At 41.4% G+C, this 18186-nt stretch carries 11 protein-coding genes; 4 read left to right on the top strand and 7 right to left on the bottom strand.

The window, feature by feature from the left end:
* Positions 1-6: 6 nt before the first annotated feature.
* Complete coding sequence (gene pabB / locus FD723_RS22515) at positions 7-2169, top strand: aminodeoxychorismate synthase component I (protein ID WP_179067350.1); 2163 nt, start codon at positions 7-9, stop codon at positions 2167-2169.
* 381 nt (positions 2170-2550) lie between these two features.
* On the top strand, positions 2551-4284 hold the full coding sequence (locus FD723_RS22510) for an iron uptake porin (protein ID WP_179067349.1): 1734 nt from the start codon (positions 2551-2553) through the stop codon (positions 4282-4284).
* A 202-nt stretch (positions 4285-4486) separates the two neighbouring features.
* On the opposite strand, the gene FD723_RS22505 is transcribed toward FD723_RS22510, so the two are convergent.
* On the bottom strand, positions 4487-5584 hold the full coding sequence (locus FD723_RS22505) for a DJ-1/PfpI/YhbO family deglycase/protease (RefSeq protein WP_179067348.1): 1098 nt from the start codon (positions 5582-5584) through the stop codon (positions 4487-4489).
* A gap of 310 nt (positions 5585-5894) precedes the next feature.
* Here FD723_RS22505 and FD723_RS22500 point away from each other — a divergent pair, with 310 nt between their 5' ends.
* On the top strand, positions 5895-6293 hold the full coding sequence (locus FD723_RS22500; RefSeq protein ID WP_179067347.1) for a DUF6335 family protein: 399 nt from the start codon (positions 5895-5897) through the stop codon (positions 6291-6293).
* 94 nt (positions 6294-6387) lie between these two features.
* On the opposite strand, the gene FD723_RS22495 is transcribed toward FD723_RS22500, so the two are convergent.
* The 6 genes from FD723_RS22495 to shc all read right to left on the bottom strand — a co-directional run bounded on the left by FD723_RS22495 (position 6388) and on the right by shc (position 16683).
* A complete protein-coding gene (locus tag FD723_RS22495) occupies positions 6388-7464 on the bottom strand; it encodes an aliphatic sulfonate ABC transporter substrate-binding protein (RefSeq protein ID WP_179067346.1) in 1077 nt (358 codons plus the stop codon).
* 331 nt (positions 7465-7795) lie between these two features.
* On the bottom strand, positions 7796-8680 hold the full coding sequence (locus FD723_RS22490; protein WP_179067345.1) for a TauD/TfdA family dioxygenase: 885 nt from the start codon (positions 8678-8680) through the stop codon (positions 7796-7798).
* Between the two features lie 328 nt (positions 8681-9008).
* Entirely contained in the window at positions 9009-10376 is a 1368-nt protein-coding gene (locus FD723_RS22485; protein WP_179067344.1) for a diguanylate cyclase domain-containing protein, read from the bottom strand.
* Between the two features lie 203 nt (positions 10377-10579).
* A complete protein-coding gene (locus FD723_RS22480; protein ID WP_179067343.1) occupies positions 10580-13234 on the bottom strand; it encodes a hybrid sensor histidine kinase/response regulator in 2655 nt (884 codons plus the stop codon).
* A 164-nt stretch (positions 13235-13398) separates the two neighbouring features.
* Complete coding sequence (locus FD723_RS22475) at positions 13399-14382, bottom strand: ABC transporter substrate-binding protein (RefSeq protein ID WP_179067342.1); 984 nt, start codon at positions 14380-14382, stop codon at positions 13399-13401.
* Between the two features lie 384 nt (positions 14383-14766).
* Complete coding sequence (gene shc / locus FD723_RS22470; protein WP_179067341.1) at positions 14767-16683, bottom strand: squalene--hopene cyclase; 1917 nt, start codon at positions 16681-16683, stop codon at positions 14767-14769.
* A 161-nt stretch (positions 16684-16844) separates the two neighbouring features.
* On the opposite strand from shc, the gene FD723_RS22465 reads away from it, so the two are divergent.
* A complete protein-coding gene (locus FD723_RS22465; protein WP_179067340.1) occupies positions 16845-18110 on the top strand; it encodes a glycosyltransferase in 1266 nt (421 codons plus the stop codon).
* Positions 18111-18186: the final 76 nt, after the last annotated feature.

Below are 18186 nucleotides of genomic sequence, written 5' to 3'. Positions count from 1 at the left end.
CTATGTATGCAAACGTTAATTATTGATAACTATGACTCTTATACCTTTAATCTTTACCAGATGATTGCCGAGGTAAATGGTGAATTACCTCTAGTAATTTATAACGATCAGCTTAACTGGGATGAATTGAAAGAAATTGCATTTGACAACATTGTGATTTCACCTGGCCCAGGTCGTCCAGAGAGGTCAGAAGATTTTGGAGTCTGTCGGCAAATAATTGAGAATGTGGATGTGCCTTTGCTAGGAGTTTGTCTAGGGCATCAAGGAATTGGCTACCTATATGGTGCAAGAGTGATTCACGCACCGCAAGTTCGACACGGTAGACTCAGTAAAATTTATCATAATAATTCGGAATTATTTCAAGGCATTCCTAGTAATTTTTCTGTGGTGCGTTATCACTCTTTGTTAGTTGCTGATGAACTACCTGAGTGTTTAGAAAAAATTGCTTGGACTGAAGAAGGATTGGTGATGGGATTGCGTCATCGTAATTTACCTTTTTGGGGTGTGCAGTTTCACCCAGAGTCTATTTGTACAGAATATGGGAAAAAATTACTAGAAAACTTTCGAGATATAACGCTGCAATTTCCAAAAAAATCGTCAATAAGTCCAGAAAAACAGTATTGGATTGGATATAAATCTGTTACTCCTGATATGGTTCAACCCTGCCAAGAACAAGAAGAAAAATTTGAATTGTATACGCGCAAGTTAGATATCTGCCCAAATACAGAACAAATATTTGTACAGTTGTTTGAGAATGCATCAAACGCTTTTTGGCTAGATAGCAGTCGTGTAGAACCCGATTTATCTCGCTTCTCGTTTATGGGTGATGGAAGTGGGATAAACAGTTTATTGGTACGATACCATACCCAAACGCAAGAAATCATCATCACACAGTCAGATACCGTGACTCGTCGCACCGAAAGTATTTTTGAGTATTTGAAGCGAGAAATAGACTGCCGATTTTGTCAATCTGATGAGTTACCTTTTGATTTTAACTGTGGATTTGTTGGCTATTTTGGCTATGAACTCAAGGCGGAGTGTGGATCTTCATTGGTGCATTCTTCACCATTACCTGATGCAATTTTCTTACTTGCCGATCGCATGATTGCTATCGACCATCAAGAACAGTGTATTTATTTGCTGCAATTAATTAAAAAAGGACAAACACAACAGGTAGAAACTTGGTTTAATACTATCCAACAAAAACTCGAAACTTTAAAACCTCTTTCTTCCCTTATACCCCAAGAAAATTGTCAGCCAGTTAAGTTCCGTTTGAGTCGCAGTTATCAAAATTATATCCAAGATATACGCCAATGCTTGGACGAAATTCACGAAGGGGAAACCTATCAAGTTTGCCTGACTAATCAGCTTTACACCGATGCAACCCCCGATCCATTGGCGTTCTATCGGACATTACGTAAAATCAATCCGGCTCCTTATTCTGCATTTTTACGCTTTGGTGAAATTGCGATCGCCTGTTCATCTCCAGAACGGTTTCTACGGATTGATCGCCAAGGTTGGGTAGAAACTAAGCCCATCAAGGGAACCCTACCACGAGGAGAAACCCCCGAAGCCGATTTCGTCCTTTATGAGAAGCTACGCAACAGCGAAAAAGACCGGGCTGAAAATCTCATGATTGTGGATTTGTTACGCAATGATTTGGGACGAGTCTGTGAAATTGGTAGCATCTACGTACCAAAATTAATGGATGTGGAAACATACCCAACAGTACATCAGTTGGTGACAACGGTACGCGGGCGATTACGTTCAGATTTACAAGCGGTGGATTGCATACAGGCTGCATTTCCCGGAGGATCGATGACAGGTGCGCCCAAAATCCGCACCATGCAAATTATCGATCGCCTAGAACAAGAAGCGCGAGGAGTGTATTCAGGTGCGATCGGCTTTTTGGGCTTAAATGGTTCAGCCGATTTGAATATTGTGATTCGGACTGCTGTTTTGACTCCCGATCAAACCTCCATTGGTATTGGTGGCGGAATTATAGCCCTTTCTGAGCCGGAAATGGAGTTTCAGGAAACGCTGCTAAAAGCCAAAGCTTTAATCGACGCTATGGTTCTGACGATATATGGAACCTCTGAGTCAGAGAAATATCACATTTTGGAATTAGAAACAACAACCGCTAATGTTTATGAAAAATTAACTGCTTGAAATAAGAAGAATTCAGGAGTCAGAATTCAGGAGTCAGAATAGTTAAAGAATAAGAATAATATTTGATGAATGCAATATACTAAATTATTGTATATTTCTTATAAATTCTGACTCCTGGGTAGTGTTTATCATAAATTCTTGTTAAAAACAAGAAGCTAAAGTCTATAAATTGCACAAAATCGAGCAAAAATCTCGGATAAATACGACCTGAGATAAATAAGCCATTTGCAATACTTTACGATTCTTCATCAGGGAAAATTTTATTAGACATAGCTGAGGTAACAGCAATCTGATAAGATTTCAAACAAGTAGAATAATTGCTTATTCTCTTTTTCTTGAACCAACTGATTTCGGTTATTTTTTGGGAAAGGAAAATACAAAATGTCTCATCTATTGTGGAAAACTCTGGTACTAAGTCCAGTAGTTTTGGGAGTAACGGTATTGGTTTCCGCTAGAGCTATGGCTACTTCAGTAGCAAGCTCTTCTGAAGATACAAAGGCAAAAGCTGCTCAAGCAGAAGCACCAATAGCTTCTGCTGCTCCAATATTTATTCAAACAGAGCAACCAAAAGTTAATCAGCAGTTGTTTGCCCAAAAGACTGATGATAATAAAGTTTTAGAAGAAGTTAATCGCTACAGCACCGAAGGCAAGAACCAGAATTCACTGTCTCAAGTCACATCAGTTTCTCAGTTTTCTGATGTACAGCCGACTGACTGGGCATTCCAAGCTTTACAATCCTTAGTTGAACGCTACGGTTGTATAGCAGGATACCCAAACTCTACTTATCGTGGCAATCGGGCACTGACTCGTTATGAGTTTGCCGCAGGTTTGAATGCTTGTTTAGATCGGGTTAATGAACTGATTGCCACAGCCACCGCTGACTTAGTGACAAAACAGGATTTGGCTACTCTCCAGCGTTTACAAGAGGAATTCTCGGCAGAACTAGCAACTCTGCGTGGTCGAGTAGATTCTCTAGAAACACGGACTGCTGAACTGGAAGCACATCAGTTTTCCACTACCACAAAATTGGTAGGTGAAGCCATTTTTGCTATCACCGACAACTTTGGCAACAACGACAACAACAATACTGTTTTCCAAGACAGGGTACGTTTAGACTTGCAAACCAGCTTCACAGGTAAAGATACTTTGCATACTAGGCTTGCAGCTGGTAATGCAATTGGATTGGCTTTACCAGGTGGCACATTTGAAGGAACTCAAACCTTTAACCTGTCACCTTCTACCAACAACAGTGTTTTTATCGACTGGTTGTCTTATTACTTCCCCATTGGCAACTCCCAAGTTTACATAGCTGCTAGTGGAGGTATTCAGAGCGATTACGTTCCTACCGTCAACCCATACTTTGAAGATTTTGATGGCGGTAACGGTGCTTTGTCTACCTTTGCCTCCGAAAGCCCAATCTATCGGATTGGAGGTGGTGCAGGTATCGGCGTTAACTTAGCCTTTGGTAAAGGTGGCGGTGGCTTCCAACCTTCATTAACCTTGGGTTACTTGGGATCTCAAGCGAATAACCCTGGTATAAATACGGGTTTATTCGATGGTAACTATGCTGCTTTAGGACAGTTGAACTTAAAAATAGGCGATCGCATTACCTTAGCTGCAACCTACGTCCACGGTTATCATAATGGAGGTACTGTTTTATTCGATGCAGGCTCCGCAAGTACAACTACTGGTGTAGTCGGGACTGCACAAGCCAACCTTGTCGGTGGCGGCAATCCATATTCGAGTAATTCCTACGGCTTTGAGGCTGCTTTCAAACCTAGTGACAAACTATCTATTAGTGGCTTTATAGTTTACAACGACATCACAGGCTTTGGTGCTAATGATGATAGTCAAGTTTGGAGTTATGGAGCTGGGGTAGCTCTACCAGACTTCGGTAAGAAGGGCAACGTTTTAGGAATTTTCGCAGGTGTTGAACCTTATGTTGGAGGTAATGGTGGTGATAAGCCATACCACTTTGAAGGTTTCTATAAGTATCGCGTAACCGACAACATTTCTATTACTCCTGGGATTATTTGGTTAACCAATCCTGGTCAAGTTGTCAACAACAACGATGATGCAATCATTGGTACGCTAAGAACTACCTTCACCTTCTAAATGTTTACAGCAATTTAAGTAGGCGTAAATATTTGTCGTTGAGATAAGGCAGGAGGTAGGGGCAGGAGGGAAGAAGGTTAGTAATGTTCAGATCCCCGACTTCTTGAAGAAGTCGGGGATCTAGGAGCCCCATAAAATTAATCGGACAGAATACTAACTGTGTCAAGTATTGCGCTTTGATCTGATATATATCAGCGGTTTGTTACGCTGAGATAGCGGCCCCTGTAGTCGGCTTAGGGGGCTGAATCTGAGCGCTTATCCGCACCCGATACAACTCTACTAATCGCTTTTCGGATTTCAATAAATCCTGATAAATTTCTTTGAAAATAGCAGTTGCTACTGGGTCGGTGAACATCGCAGACAAATTACCAATATCGCCAATACCCGTTTGCACATCCCCCAAAGCGGAACGTAATTGATAGATGTCATCACTTCCTGTCAAAGCAGTTTTCACCTTGGCATACTGATTAGCAATATTTGACCCTAAAGAGGGTTTCTCGCCTAGATGCTGAAGATATGTTTCCAGTTTTTCAATGTGGTGTTGTTTATTAGCAATAATCTCTTGAAAGAGTGATTTTACTTCGCTATCTGATTCCTTTTCCAAGTACTTATTCAATGCTTCTAGTGAATAACGTTCACCAGTAAGGGCGGTATTTAAACCTCTGCCAATATCACCTTTAGTTGAGCCACCCCAAGCATCAGCGAGTTTCCACCATTCAGCACTTGTGTCTTTTTCATTTGGCAATGCGACATCTTTGCCACCATAGCCTAAACGGCTCAAAATAGCGGTGGTGAAAATTGCCAAATCTCCCGGTTCACGAGATGTAATTAAATTACCGTCAACTACTAAAGGCTCATCTAAATAATTTGCACCAGCGTTAATGATGTCTTTGGCAATAGCAATAAACCCAGTGACTTGTTTACCTTTGAGTAAATCGCTTTCTATCAAAACTTGTGGGCCGTGGCAAACCGCAGCGACCAACTTTCCTTGTTGTATCGCCTCTTGTACGAAGCTTACTGTATTGGGGTTCCGTCGCATTTTATCGGGAGCCATACCGCCGGGAATCACTACAGCATCATATTCGGCTGCGATCGCTTCCGTTGTAGTACCATCAGCTTGGACGCTAAGTTTGCCGCGTTTACCCTTATATTTTTCATTCATTCGGGAACCCAGGACTACGACCTCGATTCCTGCTTGTTTTAGTCCATTATAAGGAACTGTAAATTCTGCATCCTCTACCGCCTGTTCAATCAAGATTGCAACTTTTTTCTTGCCGGAATGATTGTTATTGTCAGTCATTGATGGTATTACCTATTTATTTCTAGTATTGAATATTTTGTTGTTTAGCATTTAGGTAGGCAATTTCAAAAAATAGTTATGAGCGAGAATTTAGCAACTGAATAAGCTCAGTTTTATAATTCCTAACTCATAACTAAAAATTTCAACTACAAGTTGCTTGACCATGAATTTACATATACAATCTTATGGGGCGATCGCTAGTTTAGCTTCGTTCCCAGGGGATAGATTATTTTCTCAGCTATACATCTCTAGTTAGACAAAATAGTGACAGGAAAACGTTATTGTAAGAATGCACAAAAGAGGTAATATCATGGCAGAAAAAAATCATCCTGACAAAATTAAAACCAAAGATTTGCCGCAAGAAATTACCGAATCTTACGGAACTGGCGTGAAAGACTTGCCAGGATACAATATTGGTGGCCGCTCAATTAAAGCAGAAAGAGACGAATATACAGAAACTAGTCCTGAACTCACTGGTGGGGATGTTGATGCTTATTGGCAAGATGCAGATGCCGTTGGGGATGAGGCTGTTGGTGGTAGTACAGCCACTCCCGATCAAAATGTCACTGAGGAGCTAGAAATAGCAGTGGGGCTAGAAATGGATGACTCTGAGTTTCTCCATACCAACGATATTTTAGAGCAACGTGACGGCGATCGCTGGGAGTTAGATCCAAAGTCTTCTGAAGATTATCAAAACCGACGAGAATAAGCTTGCTACATTAGCCAGTTGTACATTCTTAAAGTCGATGAGCAGAACAGATAGTAAGCTGGCAATGGTTTGTAGCAAGCTTTACCCTCAAAGTTCACGCTTTATTTCTAACAGCATCCGGTGTAATCGCTGCATACTCTTGACTAGTTAGAGTTGCCCCTCGAACATCAACCGATTTCGGTACTACTTTCAGTTGATATAGAAGATCGGCAACCTTCTGTTGAGCGTTAATCACTTCTTCAGTAATTGGTTTCATATCATATTTTCTTCTCGCCAGTGTTAACTCCATAGTATCCACATCAGTCTTAACCTTCGGTGCGAGAATTTCGGCAGCAGCCCGCCTGTTTTTGTTTGCCCACTGCCCAACCTCGTAGTACTCTGACAAAATTGCTTTCAAAAGTTCAGCATTCTTAGTTGCAAAATCCCGTGAAGCTAAGTAATAACCTCCTGGCGTCTTAATTCCTTGTGCGTTTCGTAACACTCGGATACTGCCTTCTCGTTGCAGCTTGATCAGATTAGGATCGCCTTCGACAAAAGCATCAACTGTCTTGTTCAAAAACGCTGCTCGTCCATCTGCAACAGGCAAATTCACTGATTCAACATCACTGATTTTCAGCCCTACCTCTTCCAAAGCTTTCACTACAAAAAAGGTCTGAGCCGTCCCTCTAGAATAAGCAACTTTTTTACCTTTTAGACTTGCCAATGTCTGAAAAGGAGAATCCTTTAGTACGATAATTGCTGAACCTTCTCCAGTACCAGGCGGGGTGTTAACTACATAAATCAGATTGGTACCAGCGGCCTGAGCAAAAATCGGTGGCGTTTCACCTGCCGGGCCCAGGTCAATACTACCTACATTTAAGGCTTCCAAGAGTGGAGGCCCGGAAACAAATTGAGACCAAGTAACACCTATTCCTTGAGGAGCCAACCGTTTTTCGATCGCACCTTTTTCGTGGGTCAGATCCCCGGAAACTTGGTAGCCAAGTCGAATCAGCTTGGTAGCGGCTTTACTATTAGTGTTAGTGACATTAGTACTCAAGGTTGTGCTGCTGTTATTTGCACTACCGTTGTTTTTTCCGCAACTGACTAAGGTAGTAAAAGACACTAACCCATAGAAAGCGTAAAGTAAATCACGTCTGGATATCGAGTACTTTCCAATTTGCGGTCTGACCATGATTCTCCTCCTCATCTTGACGTTAACTCATCCCCCAGCTTGAAGCCGGGGGGAAATCGAAGTCATTAGTCGAATGGCACTAATAAAAGCTATAAGCCTTGCCCTAACTGGTTCCCAGCCTGGAGGCTGGGAACCCATTCTCGGAGGCTCCGCCTCCAGTGGGCTGACTAGAGGCAGAGCCTTGGAATACATTCCCAGTCTTCAGACTGGGAACGATCTGAACTCATCCCCCGGCTTCAAGCGGGGGAAATCGTAGTCATCAGTCATTAGCACCAATGACTAATGACTAATGACTAATGACTAAAATTCACAACCTTTAGCTAGTTGAACTTTAGAAAGGACGACTTCCCCGAATGCTAACCCGCTTCAAAATCCGGGTTGCATTAGGATCAAATTCTGGGCGGTAATGAGCTGTTGCCTGATTATCCCAATAAAGCAAATCGCCTTTACTCCAGTGATGTTGATAAACATAGTGGGGTTGCTTAATGTGTTCCCGTAACCGCTCGATTAGCTTTGCCCCTTCCACTGGGTCGTAATCAACAATGTCCACTTCTCCAGCTGCATTTAGAAAGAGAACTTTCTTTCCAGTATCGGGGTGAGTACGAACTAGCGGATGGGTAGCTAAACGTTCACCAGGTTCAGCAGGTCGTCCCGCTGCGTAAATAGGCCCAGAGTATTCATCCTTATACAGCTTTGAAAAAGAACTAAAATGACGTACTTGCAAACCAGCAATTTGCTCTTTAGTAGCATCATCTAGTTCTTCATAAGCCTGAATCAAATTCACCCAATAGGTATCGGGGCCATTTTCAGGCAGTTCTACACCATATAAAAAGGAACCACTAGATGGTGCAGGCAACCAGTCATGATCGATGTGAGGTAAAAGTTCACGATAGTTAGGTGCAAGATTGACGGAACTTTCTTCGGAGGCGGCATTTGCAAGGGTAAGAACAAGGGGCGGCAGGTACGGCTCGGTTTCTCCTTTACGGATATAGGCAGGTTGCTGGAGAATGTCGCCAAAGTAATTCGCAAACGCTAATAATTGGTCGTCAGTCAATTGTTGATTTTTGAAGATCAGAACGTGGTAATCGCGCCACGCCTGCTTGAGTTGCAGGATTACTTCTGGTTGCGCCGCAACGCTGGCATCAATCCCAGTAACAACTGCTCCTAGAGGGGCTTTGGTAGGCGTAATCTGAATTTGTGTTGCAGTCAGTGTCATAAAAGTTCTCTTTGCTTACTTAACGCGTATATACTACGGTAACTCGATAGAGTAAAAGTAGTATATGCACATAATACAGATTGTGTAAAGAATTAATCAAGTGAGAGGCAATAAGTTTACATATCTGTGAGTACTGGATAAACACCCAGAAAAAATTAATTTGCCTGTAAAAAATATTTCAAGAGATATCTAAAAAATTGGTGTAGGGAAAATACCCTGCCTGCGGGAAGCCGCTTCTCTAGGAGATGCTCCGCAAATGCGTCTACATGAATTGTCCCTAAAAAGGTTTTATTTTCAGGGAATGCATTATTTAATTTTCGCCAGATGTCTAATTAGTACAATAGCGATCGCGCCCCTCTTGTTTGGCATTGTACATAGCTCTATCGGCTAAAGCGATAAGTGTATCTGGTTTAACATCCCAAACGGGGATGAGAGAAGTAATACCTAAACTAAGTGTGACTATATTCTTGACATCAGACTTTACATGGGGAATAGCTTGAGCGTGAATTACTTGCTGAATACTTTGTGCTACTTTGATTGCTCCTGCTAAGTCAGTATTGGGGAGGAGTACCGAAAATTCTTCTCCGCCGTAACGCGCCACAAGATCAGTAGGACGATGAACTGTCTGTTGCACTGTTTGCGCTATCCTAATTAGACAATCATCGCCTGCAAGATGACCATAGTAATCGTTGTAAAGTTTGAATTTATCAACGTCGAATAAAATCAGTGACAGGGGTTGTTGTTCTCGTGCAAGGCGTTTCCATTCTGCTTGCAGTCGTCCATTAAAGCAGCGACGGTTAGCCACCTGAGTCAAACCATCTACATTTACCAGTTGTTCTAGTTTCTGATTTGCATCTTTGAGAGCCAGTTCAATTTGTTTACGTCCTGTAATGTCGCGTATGGTAATAGCAAACCCATCACCTAGCTTTACTGCGACAAAGTGATACCAGCAAGAATTGCCTAATGGATGGTAAAAATCCCGTTTTATAGGTTCCCCTGTTTCAACGAGATTAACAAAGAGATTAAAGAGTTCTGGCTTAAAAGTGGTTAAGAATTTTTTGAGTGTCAATTTGCCGATCATCTCTTCACGGTTACGGCCGAACGCTCTAGCAATGACTGGGTTGACAACTAAGCAACGGAAATCTTCAATATCCCCGGTTGCGGGATTACGAACAGCCTGCATAGCGGCAATACCGTCAAGTGAACTATTCAAAATGCTGGCCAGCATTGCTCTTGACTGATACAGAATCTCTTCAGTTTCTCTGCGCTTAATATTTTCTTGTTCTAAAAGCCGTTGCTGGCGTTGAATGGTTAACTGGTTTTCTATGCGCGCTACAACTTCTTCCATCTGAAAAGGTTTAGTGATGTAGTCTATTCCCCCTAACTCAAAGGCGGTGACTTTATCGAACACATCATCTAAAGCACTCACAAAAATGACGGGAATAGTGCGTAAATCCTCATCCGCTTTGAGGGTTTTACAAACTTGATAGCCATCCATTTCTGGCATCTTGATATCTAAAAGGATGATGTCTGGTTGTTTCACCTTTACTGTTTTCAGTGCCATCCGCCCACTAGTGACGCTGCGAACAGTGTAGCCGAGTTGGATCAGAGAATCGCTTAATAACTGTAAATTTTCAGGAAGGTCGTCTACTAGGAGAATGTTACCTTTATTTTCTTTGTAAGAATCAAAATTCATTGCTGATTATGGGTTTTGCTAAATCAATCAACTCCTCAAATTTAAATTACCATGTAAGCTTTGTCATTAATTGGCTCAAAGGAGTAGGGGCAATTTATCGTAAATTAAAAGGTTTAAGACCACTACATCTATATGTAGTAGCATCCATTTCATTTGGGATTTAGACCCCCGTCTGAAATGTTTTTAATTTTTAATAATTGTCCCTACATTAATAGAGGTTCTACTAAATTAACTAATTGTTCAAGTTCAAATTTACGGACAAGTTTTGTTAAAGATTGAATTAGAAAAGTTTCTGTTTGAGGAATTTCTCTAATTAATTCAATTATCAGGTTAGTATTTGCTTCTAAAGCCGCTTCATAGAATTGATGAATCCATTCTTGAGACATACAAGTTAGGTTATCAGATGTTAAATCATTTTTTTCTATATATTCCAAATTTACAGGATTATTTTCAGCAAATATATACCTTACACCAAGATGCTTGGTGAGTGTATCAAAAATTGTGTGTTCAGCAAAGGGTTTACGCAGAAAGTCATCACAACCGGCTGAAAGCACGATCGCTTTTTCCTCCTCTAAAACGCTGGCTGTGAGCGCAATTATCGCAGTAGCATTGCCTTTGGTAGTTGATTTGATGTATTTAGTGGCTTCGTAACCATCCATCACAGGCATCCGCATATCCATCCAAATCAAGTGCGGTTCCCATTCATCCCAAATAGTTATTGCTTCTTTGCCGTTACTGGCTTCTTTGATCTCAAAACCTAAAGGTTCTAAAAGTTGAATGATTAATTGTCGATTAATAGATTTATCATCTACTATTAATATTTTATATATGGGTTGCCCTGGTGCAATTCCCAATACTTTGGAATACAGTCCTAAAGTATGGTCGTTGATTTTCTGACCTAATGTAGCTTGAATATTAAATTTAAAAGTTGTCCCTTTTCCTAATTGACTTTTTGCCAAAATATCTCCCCCCATCAACTGCACAAACTTGCGACTAATCGCTAAACCCAGACCCGTACCTTCATGAGATTCTTTCCCGGCTTTTGCTTGAGAAAAAGCATTAAATATTTTGGGTAATTCTGCTGCGGAAATACCAACCCCTGTATCATGGACTTGAAAATCAAGATTTAAAATATCTGTGAATTCTTCACTGCTATTATTTACCGTTACAGTAATTTCTCCTTCTTCAGTAAATTTAATGCTGTTACTAATTAAATTAATTAATACCTGCCGGAGTTTTAAGACATCACTGTAAATATAACGTGGAACATTTTCACTACATTGAAATGTTAATTTTAAGCCTTTATTACTTGCTTGTAGATGCAGCATATCTTCTAAATCATAGAGCAAGCGATAAAGATCGAAATCGCTGGATTTGAGGGTCGTTTTACCTGCTTCTATTTTCGATAAATCAAGAATATTGTTAATCAATGTTAGGAGATAATCTCCACTACGATAGATAATTACGGCATTATCATACTGTTTTGGTGGTAAGTTTTTAGCACGTAACATTAATTGAGAAAAACCCATAATTGCATTGAGTGGCGATCGCAATTCATGGCTCATGTTGGCAATAAATAAACTTTTAGCTTGATTTGCCACTTCAGCTTTTTCTTTTGCAATAGCTAACTCTGCTGTTCTCTCCTGTACCCGTTGTTCTAAAGTTTCAAAAGAGGTTTGTAACTGAAGTGCCATGTTGTTAAATGATTTTGCTAGTTGGCCTATTTCGTCTTTTGAGTTATTTTTGGTGCGAATATCTAAGTTACCTGCGGTAAACTGGGAAACTATATTGGTAAGGTGAATTATTGGTCTTGTTAGCAGTTGCCCAACAGCACAAGCAATAATTGTCACTATCCCAGCGATAAACGCAAATAGAAACATTGTGTCACGAATTTGCTTTTCTACAGGTGCTAGGGCCACAGCAAGGGGCTGGGCAAACAATACAGACCAAGGTTTATATTTCAAACTAGCGATCGCAATCAAATTAACCTGATTACCTGCGGCTGACAAAGATGCAATTAAATACGACTGTTTATTATCCAATGCTTTCTGAAGTTCTAAGTCATTAGTCGTCAATTCTTTGACAGGAAAATTAGACAGCCGTTCTTCCTTTTGCAGTTTCATTAGAAGATTGGCAGGCAGAGGCACAATTGATTTAAACAGCAATTCGGGTGCAGTACTATGTGCCAGATAAATTTTATTTTCATCTAAAAGAATAGCAAAAGATTTTGCCCCAGCCCGTTCAGTTTGTCGAGTCACTAACTGCTGAACAACAGTAGCATTGTATGAAACACGCAATATACCCAATATCTCTTTCTTAGCATTGCGAACCGGACTACTAAAAAAGAGAGTAACAAGCTCAGGAATTATCGGCGATCGCTTCATGCTAGAAACAAAGGATAACCCAGTTTGCAATGGGTTTTTAAAATAATCTTGAACTGATTCATCTTTGCCAATGTTCAATGTATATGTATCCAATACATTTTTCCCGTTTAAGTCAAGCAAAGCATAAGAGATAACATTGACCATATCTTTGCGACTAAGACGGATTAATGTTTCTATCGCCAATTGCATTTCGGGGCTGTCATCTCGCTGTTTTGGAGTTAGGCTGAGGTAGCGTGCCAAACCTGGTAAAATCGCCTCTACGCGCACAGCATTGAGATTTGCATCAATAAAGGCATCTATTCTGTTAGCGGTTTCGTTAGCTGCCGCAGATAGGGCTTGTTTTGCGTTGTCAGTTAGTGCTTTTTCAGTTGTCTGTTTGTTGATAAATGCCAATAACAGCAACGGAATCAAAGCAACAACGAGAAATGAGGCAATCAGCTTTGTACGGATGCCGCCCAAAAGGAAATTCTGCATGGCTTTCAGAGGCTATTTATTTATAAAGTAAATCTTAAGTAGTAGGGTGGTAAGTTTAAGATAGTGCATTAGACGTAGGTTGGGTGGAGCAGAGCGCAACCTACAATTTTTTTGCAACATTTTGCCCTAATCCAAGCGTATTGCTTTATAAACAACCTCTAAACTTAAGAGGAAGAATTTAAGAAAGAAGGATTGAACAGACTTTTTAGCTCAGGAATGCGCGTCACGTTTCCAGAGCGAATAAAAAAGTCTGCATATATCTTGGCAGTTTTGTAAATGGAGTGAGGGTTACTAGATTGAAATAATTTTTTATTTTCATCTAAATCAGTTAGGTTTACTCCCTCCAAAGAGATTGTATTTATGGGAATTTTTAAAGCTTTGCTGATGATAGCATTTCCTTCCTGAACATTTGCTTTCCAGTAGGTCGTGGCTTGCAGCCATCCTCGGATAAATGCACGAATATCTTCCGGGCGATCGCGGATTGTCTCACCGCGAAAGACCATCATATCTGAAATCAAGCCAGGGGTTTGTTTACTGGTAAATAAGATATGTCCCCCTAATTTTTTTTTTGCTTCAGAGAGATAGGGTTCCCAAGTGTGTCCGGCTTGAATATCATTATTTTTTAAGCGTTGAGGAATTTCTGAAGCCTCTAATTTAACCAAGTTTACATCATCGCTGCTTAAGTTGGCAGTTTTCAACATCTCAGTCACGAAAACTTCGCTAAAACCACCTAGATTTGCACCCAGCTTTTTACCTTTCAAGTCAGCAACGGTTTTAATTGGTGATTGAGCGACTACCACATCTGCTCCTGTTGATTCATTTACAACCATCACGCCTTGTATATCTGGATTTGTGGCACTCAAGATTATAAAACCTCCCAAAGAAGATATAGCACCATCATATTTACCCGCACTTAAATTTCCTTGTACCAATTGGATGTATCGTTTATGAATTAGTTCCACATCTACCCCTTGGGCTTTGAAAAATCCTTTTTCTTGAGCAATGATACTTGGATACTCCCCAACAAAATATGCCGATGGTATTTTCAAGGGAGGGCGTTTTAATTTGGTCGGTGCTGAAGAATTACAAGCAAATAGCAAACAGGCGGTAATCAGAAAAATACTAAGGTATCTGAGTAATTTAAACATTCGATAAATCAAAAATATTATTAATTAATATCAAAATATAATTTCGACTATGATAAATAATACCAGTATTGTCGTATTGTTCTGATGGTAAATTTTGAGTGCATAACATTAATTAGGAAAAACCTAAAACTGCATTGAGAGGCGATCGCAATTAGTGGAACGGGTCATGGTGGTTTGTAGCAGTTGTTTGAGGTATGCGATCACACTTGACCAATTAGCAGCAACAACCGCCGATATGCGGACAATTATTCTCCTTGGTTTGACAACAAAAAACTGGCGTTGCTGAATTCAGGTATGAAAATGATCTTGCATAATTTCAAAACCCTTGTAGAGACGTAGCACTGCTACGTCAAAACAATTCTTTTTCACCAGATGTCTAATTAACTAACCTTTTTGAATTACTGCTTGATAACGACCTAGCGCAATTAAAGGAAAGTATTGTTGATACAGATGATACTTGAGATAAAAATGGCAAGGGAAGCCAGTACCCGTAAAGTCTGCCTCAAACCAAGTACCATCGGGTTTTTGAGTTGTTACTAGATAGCTAATTCCCCGCTCAATCACCTCAAGAGCTAATTTACCAGTGGCTTCACCTGCTGCTATTAACCCTATTATTGCCCAAGCAGTTTGAGATGCAGTACTATTTCCTTTTCCTTTGAGACTAGGATCGTTGTAGCTGCGGCAAGTCTCACCCCAACCCCCATCTGGGTTTTGACAGCCAACTAACCAACTAGCTCCCCGTTCTATACTGAGTTTATGCCTTTGAGGATCGATTAACGCCAAGGCTGATAAAACGCCACTAGTACCGTAGATATAATTTACACCCCAACGACCAAACCAACAGCCTTCGGTTTCTTGTTCGTGCAGAAGATAAGTAAGCGATCGCTCTAAATTATCACTATCAATTGACAAATCACAAGCACCAAGCATTTCTAGCACTCTAGCCGTAACATCTGCGGTGTTTGGATCGATCATGGCTTTTAAGTCGCCATAAGGAATCGAGTTGAGCCAATCTTGATCGTTGTCTAAATCAAAAGCAGCCCATCCACCCGGTTTACATTGCATAGATGCAATCCAGTTTAAGGCCCGAGCGATCGCAGCTTGCTTAATTTTCTCATTCGGGAGTTTCGCTAAATGTAGCGCCATCACCACCACCGCCGAGTCGTCTACATCGGGATAAAAGCGATTCTCAAACTCAAACGCCCAAGCCCCTGGTTTTCCTTGGCGATTTTTGACAGCCCAATCTCCGTAATCTAAAATTTGTTTTTGCAGCAACCATTCTCCAGCCTTGACTACAGCCGGATGATTTGGTGCAAAGCCAGATTCTACTAAAGCACGCATCACCCAAGCTGTATCCCAGACGGGTGAAACACAAGGCTGTACCCGATAGCTATTGTCTGTTTCAATGGCAAAGTTATCAATTGCTTGCAAACCTCGTTCCACAATGGGATCGTTTCGGTCATAATCCAGACACCGCAAAGCCAGCATTGAATTCAGCATCGCCGGAATAATGCCGCCCCAGTCACCTGTAGCTTCTTGGCGCTCTAAAATCCATTTTTCGGCGGCTTTGATGCCTTCTTGGCGAAAGGGTACTAAATTAAGGCTTTCTGCCAACTTAAACCCCCGATCGAGGGTGAGGAATAAATCTGTCCAATCGCCACTTTGGGGTAATTCCCACTGGACTCGATCGACACCTTCGGCGTATAGCTCATCTAGGTTGATCGCTGAATCGGTGAGAAAAACAGGTTTGCGATCGCATACAATCAGTAATGGTACTGTACTGGAACGTGCCCAGCTAGACATCTCATAGATATTAACTGGAAAAGCTTTCGGCAACAGCATCACCCAAGCTGGTAGCGAGGGAATACCGCGCCAGTTGTAGCAACCAATCAAGGCTAAGTGTAACTTGGTAAAAATCCGAGTTTTGCTGATCCCACCTCGTTGGAGAATAAAAGTTTTCGCCCGAAGCATCGCCGGATCGCTTACTGGTACACCTAGAAGTCTTAACGCCATGTAAGCTTCAACCGAGGTGCTGAGTTCTCCACCATCACCGTAGTAAAGTTCCCAGCCGCCGTGCTGCCGTTGCTCTTGACGCAAATATGCTTCAACTTTGTGTAAAGCTCTGGTTTGGTCTGTTCCCCAAATTTTATGCAGGAGAACGACTTCAGCAGTGATGGTGACATTAGATTCTAACTCTGCCCACCAGTAACCTGCCGGATTTTGAATTGAAAGCAGATATTCTTGGCTAGCTGCGATCGCTTCTGCGACTTGATTGACTTTTACCCTGTCTTGTGTTTGCATCAAATCCTATTTAACCTCAACACCCAACCCTACTTTTGAATACGGCAATCCGATAAAAAAATTTTCCTATATCAGTAGACATAGTATTGTGTCTGAGTCACTAAAAATTTGCAATAGATCATTCTTTTTTTTGAATTTTGAATTGGAGCGAAGCGACGGTCATGGATGTAATTGTATTAGGATTGATGCTCTTATCCTTGACAATTTGGTTAGGGTTACTATGTTTTTGGGGGCAATTTTGGCGGACAGACCAGCAATTAGAGGTAGAGACGTTGTATACAACGTCTCTAAAATCGTTACCTGTGGTTTGTGCCGTCGTTCCGGCGCGTAACGAAGCTGAGTTAATACCAACTAGTTTGCGATCGCTCCTACTCCAAGATTATCCTGGTTCTTTCACTGTATTTTTGGTGGACGATCGCAGCACAGACCGGACAGCAAATTTTGCTGAAGGGGTTGCACACGCTGTCGGCAAACCCCAACAACTGCATATTATCTCAGGTGAATCACTGCCTCCTGGTTGGTCAGGGAAACTTTGGGCAGTTGAGCAAGGTATCAAGAGCGCGAATAAACTTGCACCTGATTATTTTTTGCTGACTGACGCAGATATCGAACACGATCCTGGTAATCTCCGCCGACTGGTTGCTAAAGCTGTCCAAGAAGATTTAGACCTGGTTTCGGTAATGGTACGACTCAGGTGTGAAAGCTTTTGGGAAAAACTTTTAATTCCAGCCTTCGTCTTTTTCTTCCAAAAACTCTATCCTTTTCGCTGGGTGAATAATCCCAACAATCCCACAGCCGCCGCCGCCGGGGGATCTATTCTGATCGCCCGTGAAGCTTTAGAGCGAATTGGAGGTATCCAAGTGATTCGCCAAGCTTTAATTGACGATTGCGCCTTGGCTCAGGCTGTTAAGAAGAGCAGGGGAGCAGGGGAGCAGGGGAGCAGGGGAGACAAAGAAAATAACCATACCTACAATGCTCAATACCTAATCCCCAGCCAAGGTCGTATCTGGCTGGGGTTGAGTAGCTTGACTCGCAGTTTGCGTCCCTATGATTCCCTGGCGACCATTTGGGATATGGTTGCCCGTACTGCCTATACCCAACTGAATTATTCGCCATTACTACTATTGGGAACTTTGGTAGGAATGCCTCTGATTTATTTAGCTCCGCCTGTATGTATGATTCTAGGTGCAGTTTGGGGCAATTGGGCGATCGCATTTACAGGTTTATTCGGATGGCTGTTGATGACTGTCGCTTACTACCCGACGATCCGCTTTTATAAATGTTCTCCCTGGTTCGCGTTGAGCTTACCTGCGATCGCTTTTCTTTATACTTTAATGACTTTAGACTCAGCACTCCGTCATTGGCAAGGGCGCGGCGGCGCTTGGAAAGGAAGAGTTTATCCTAGCTCGGATAATACCAGTTTTTAATCTAAAATAAAAGTGTTTTTGTGGATGATGTGCCGATTAAAATTGAAATTATTGCCGAAACTCGTTTTCAACTAGA

Origin of the sequence: Nostoc sp. C052, from assembly GCF_013393905.1 — a bacterium.
Taxonomy (GTDB): domain Bacteria; phylum Cyanobacteriota; class Cyanobacteriia; order Cyanobacteriales; family Nostocaceae; genus Nostoc.
The sequence above is the reverse complement of the archived record's forward strand: the minus strand, read 5'-3'. Positions and strand labels throughout refer to the sequence as shown.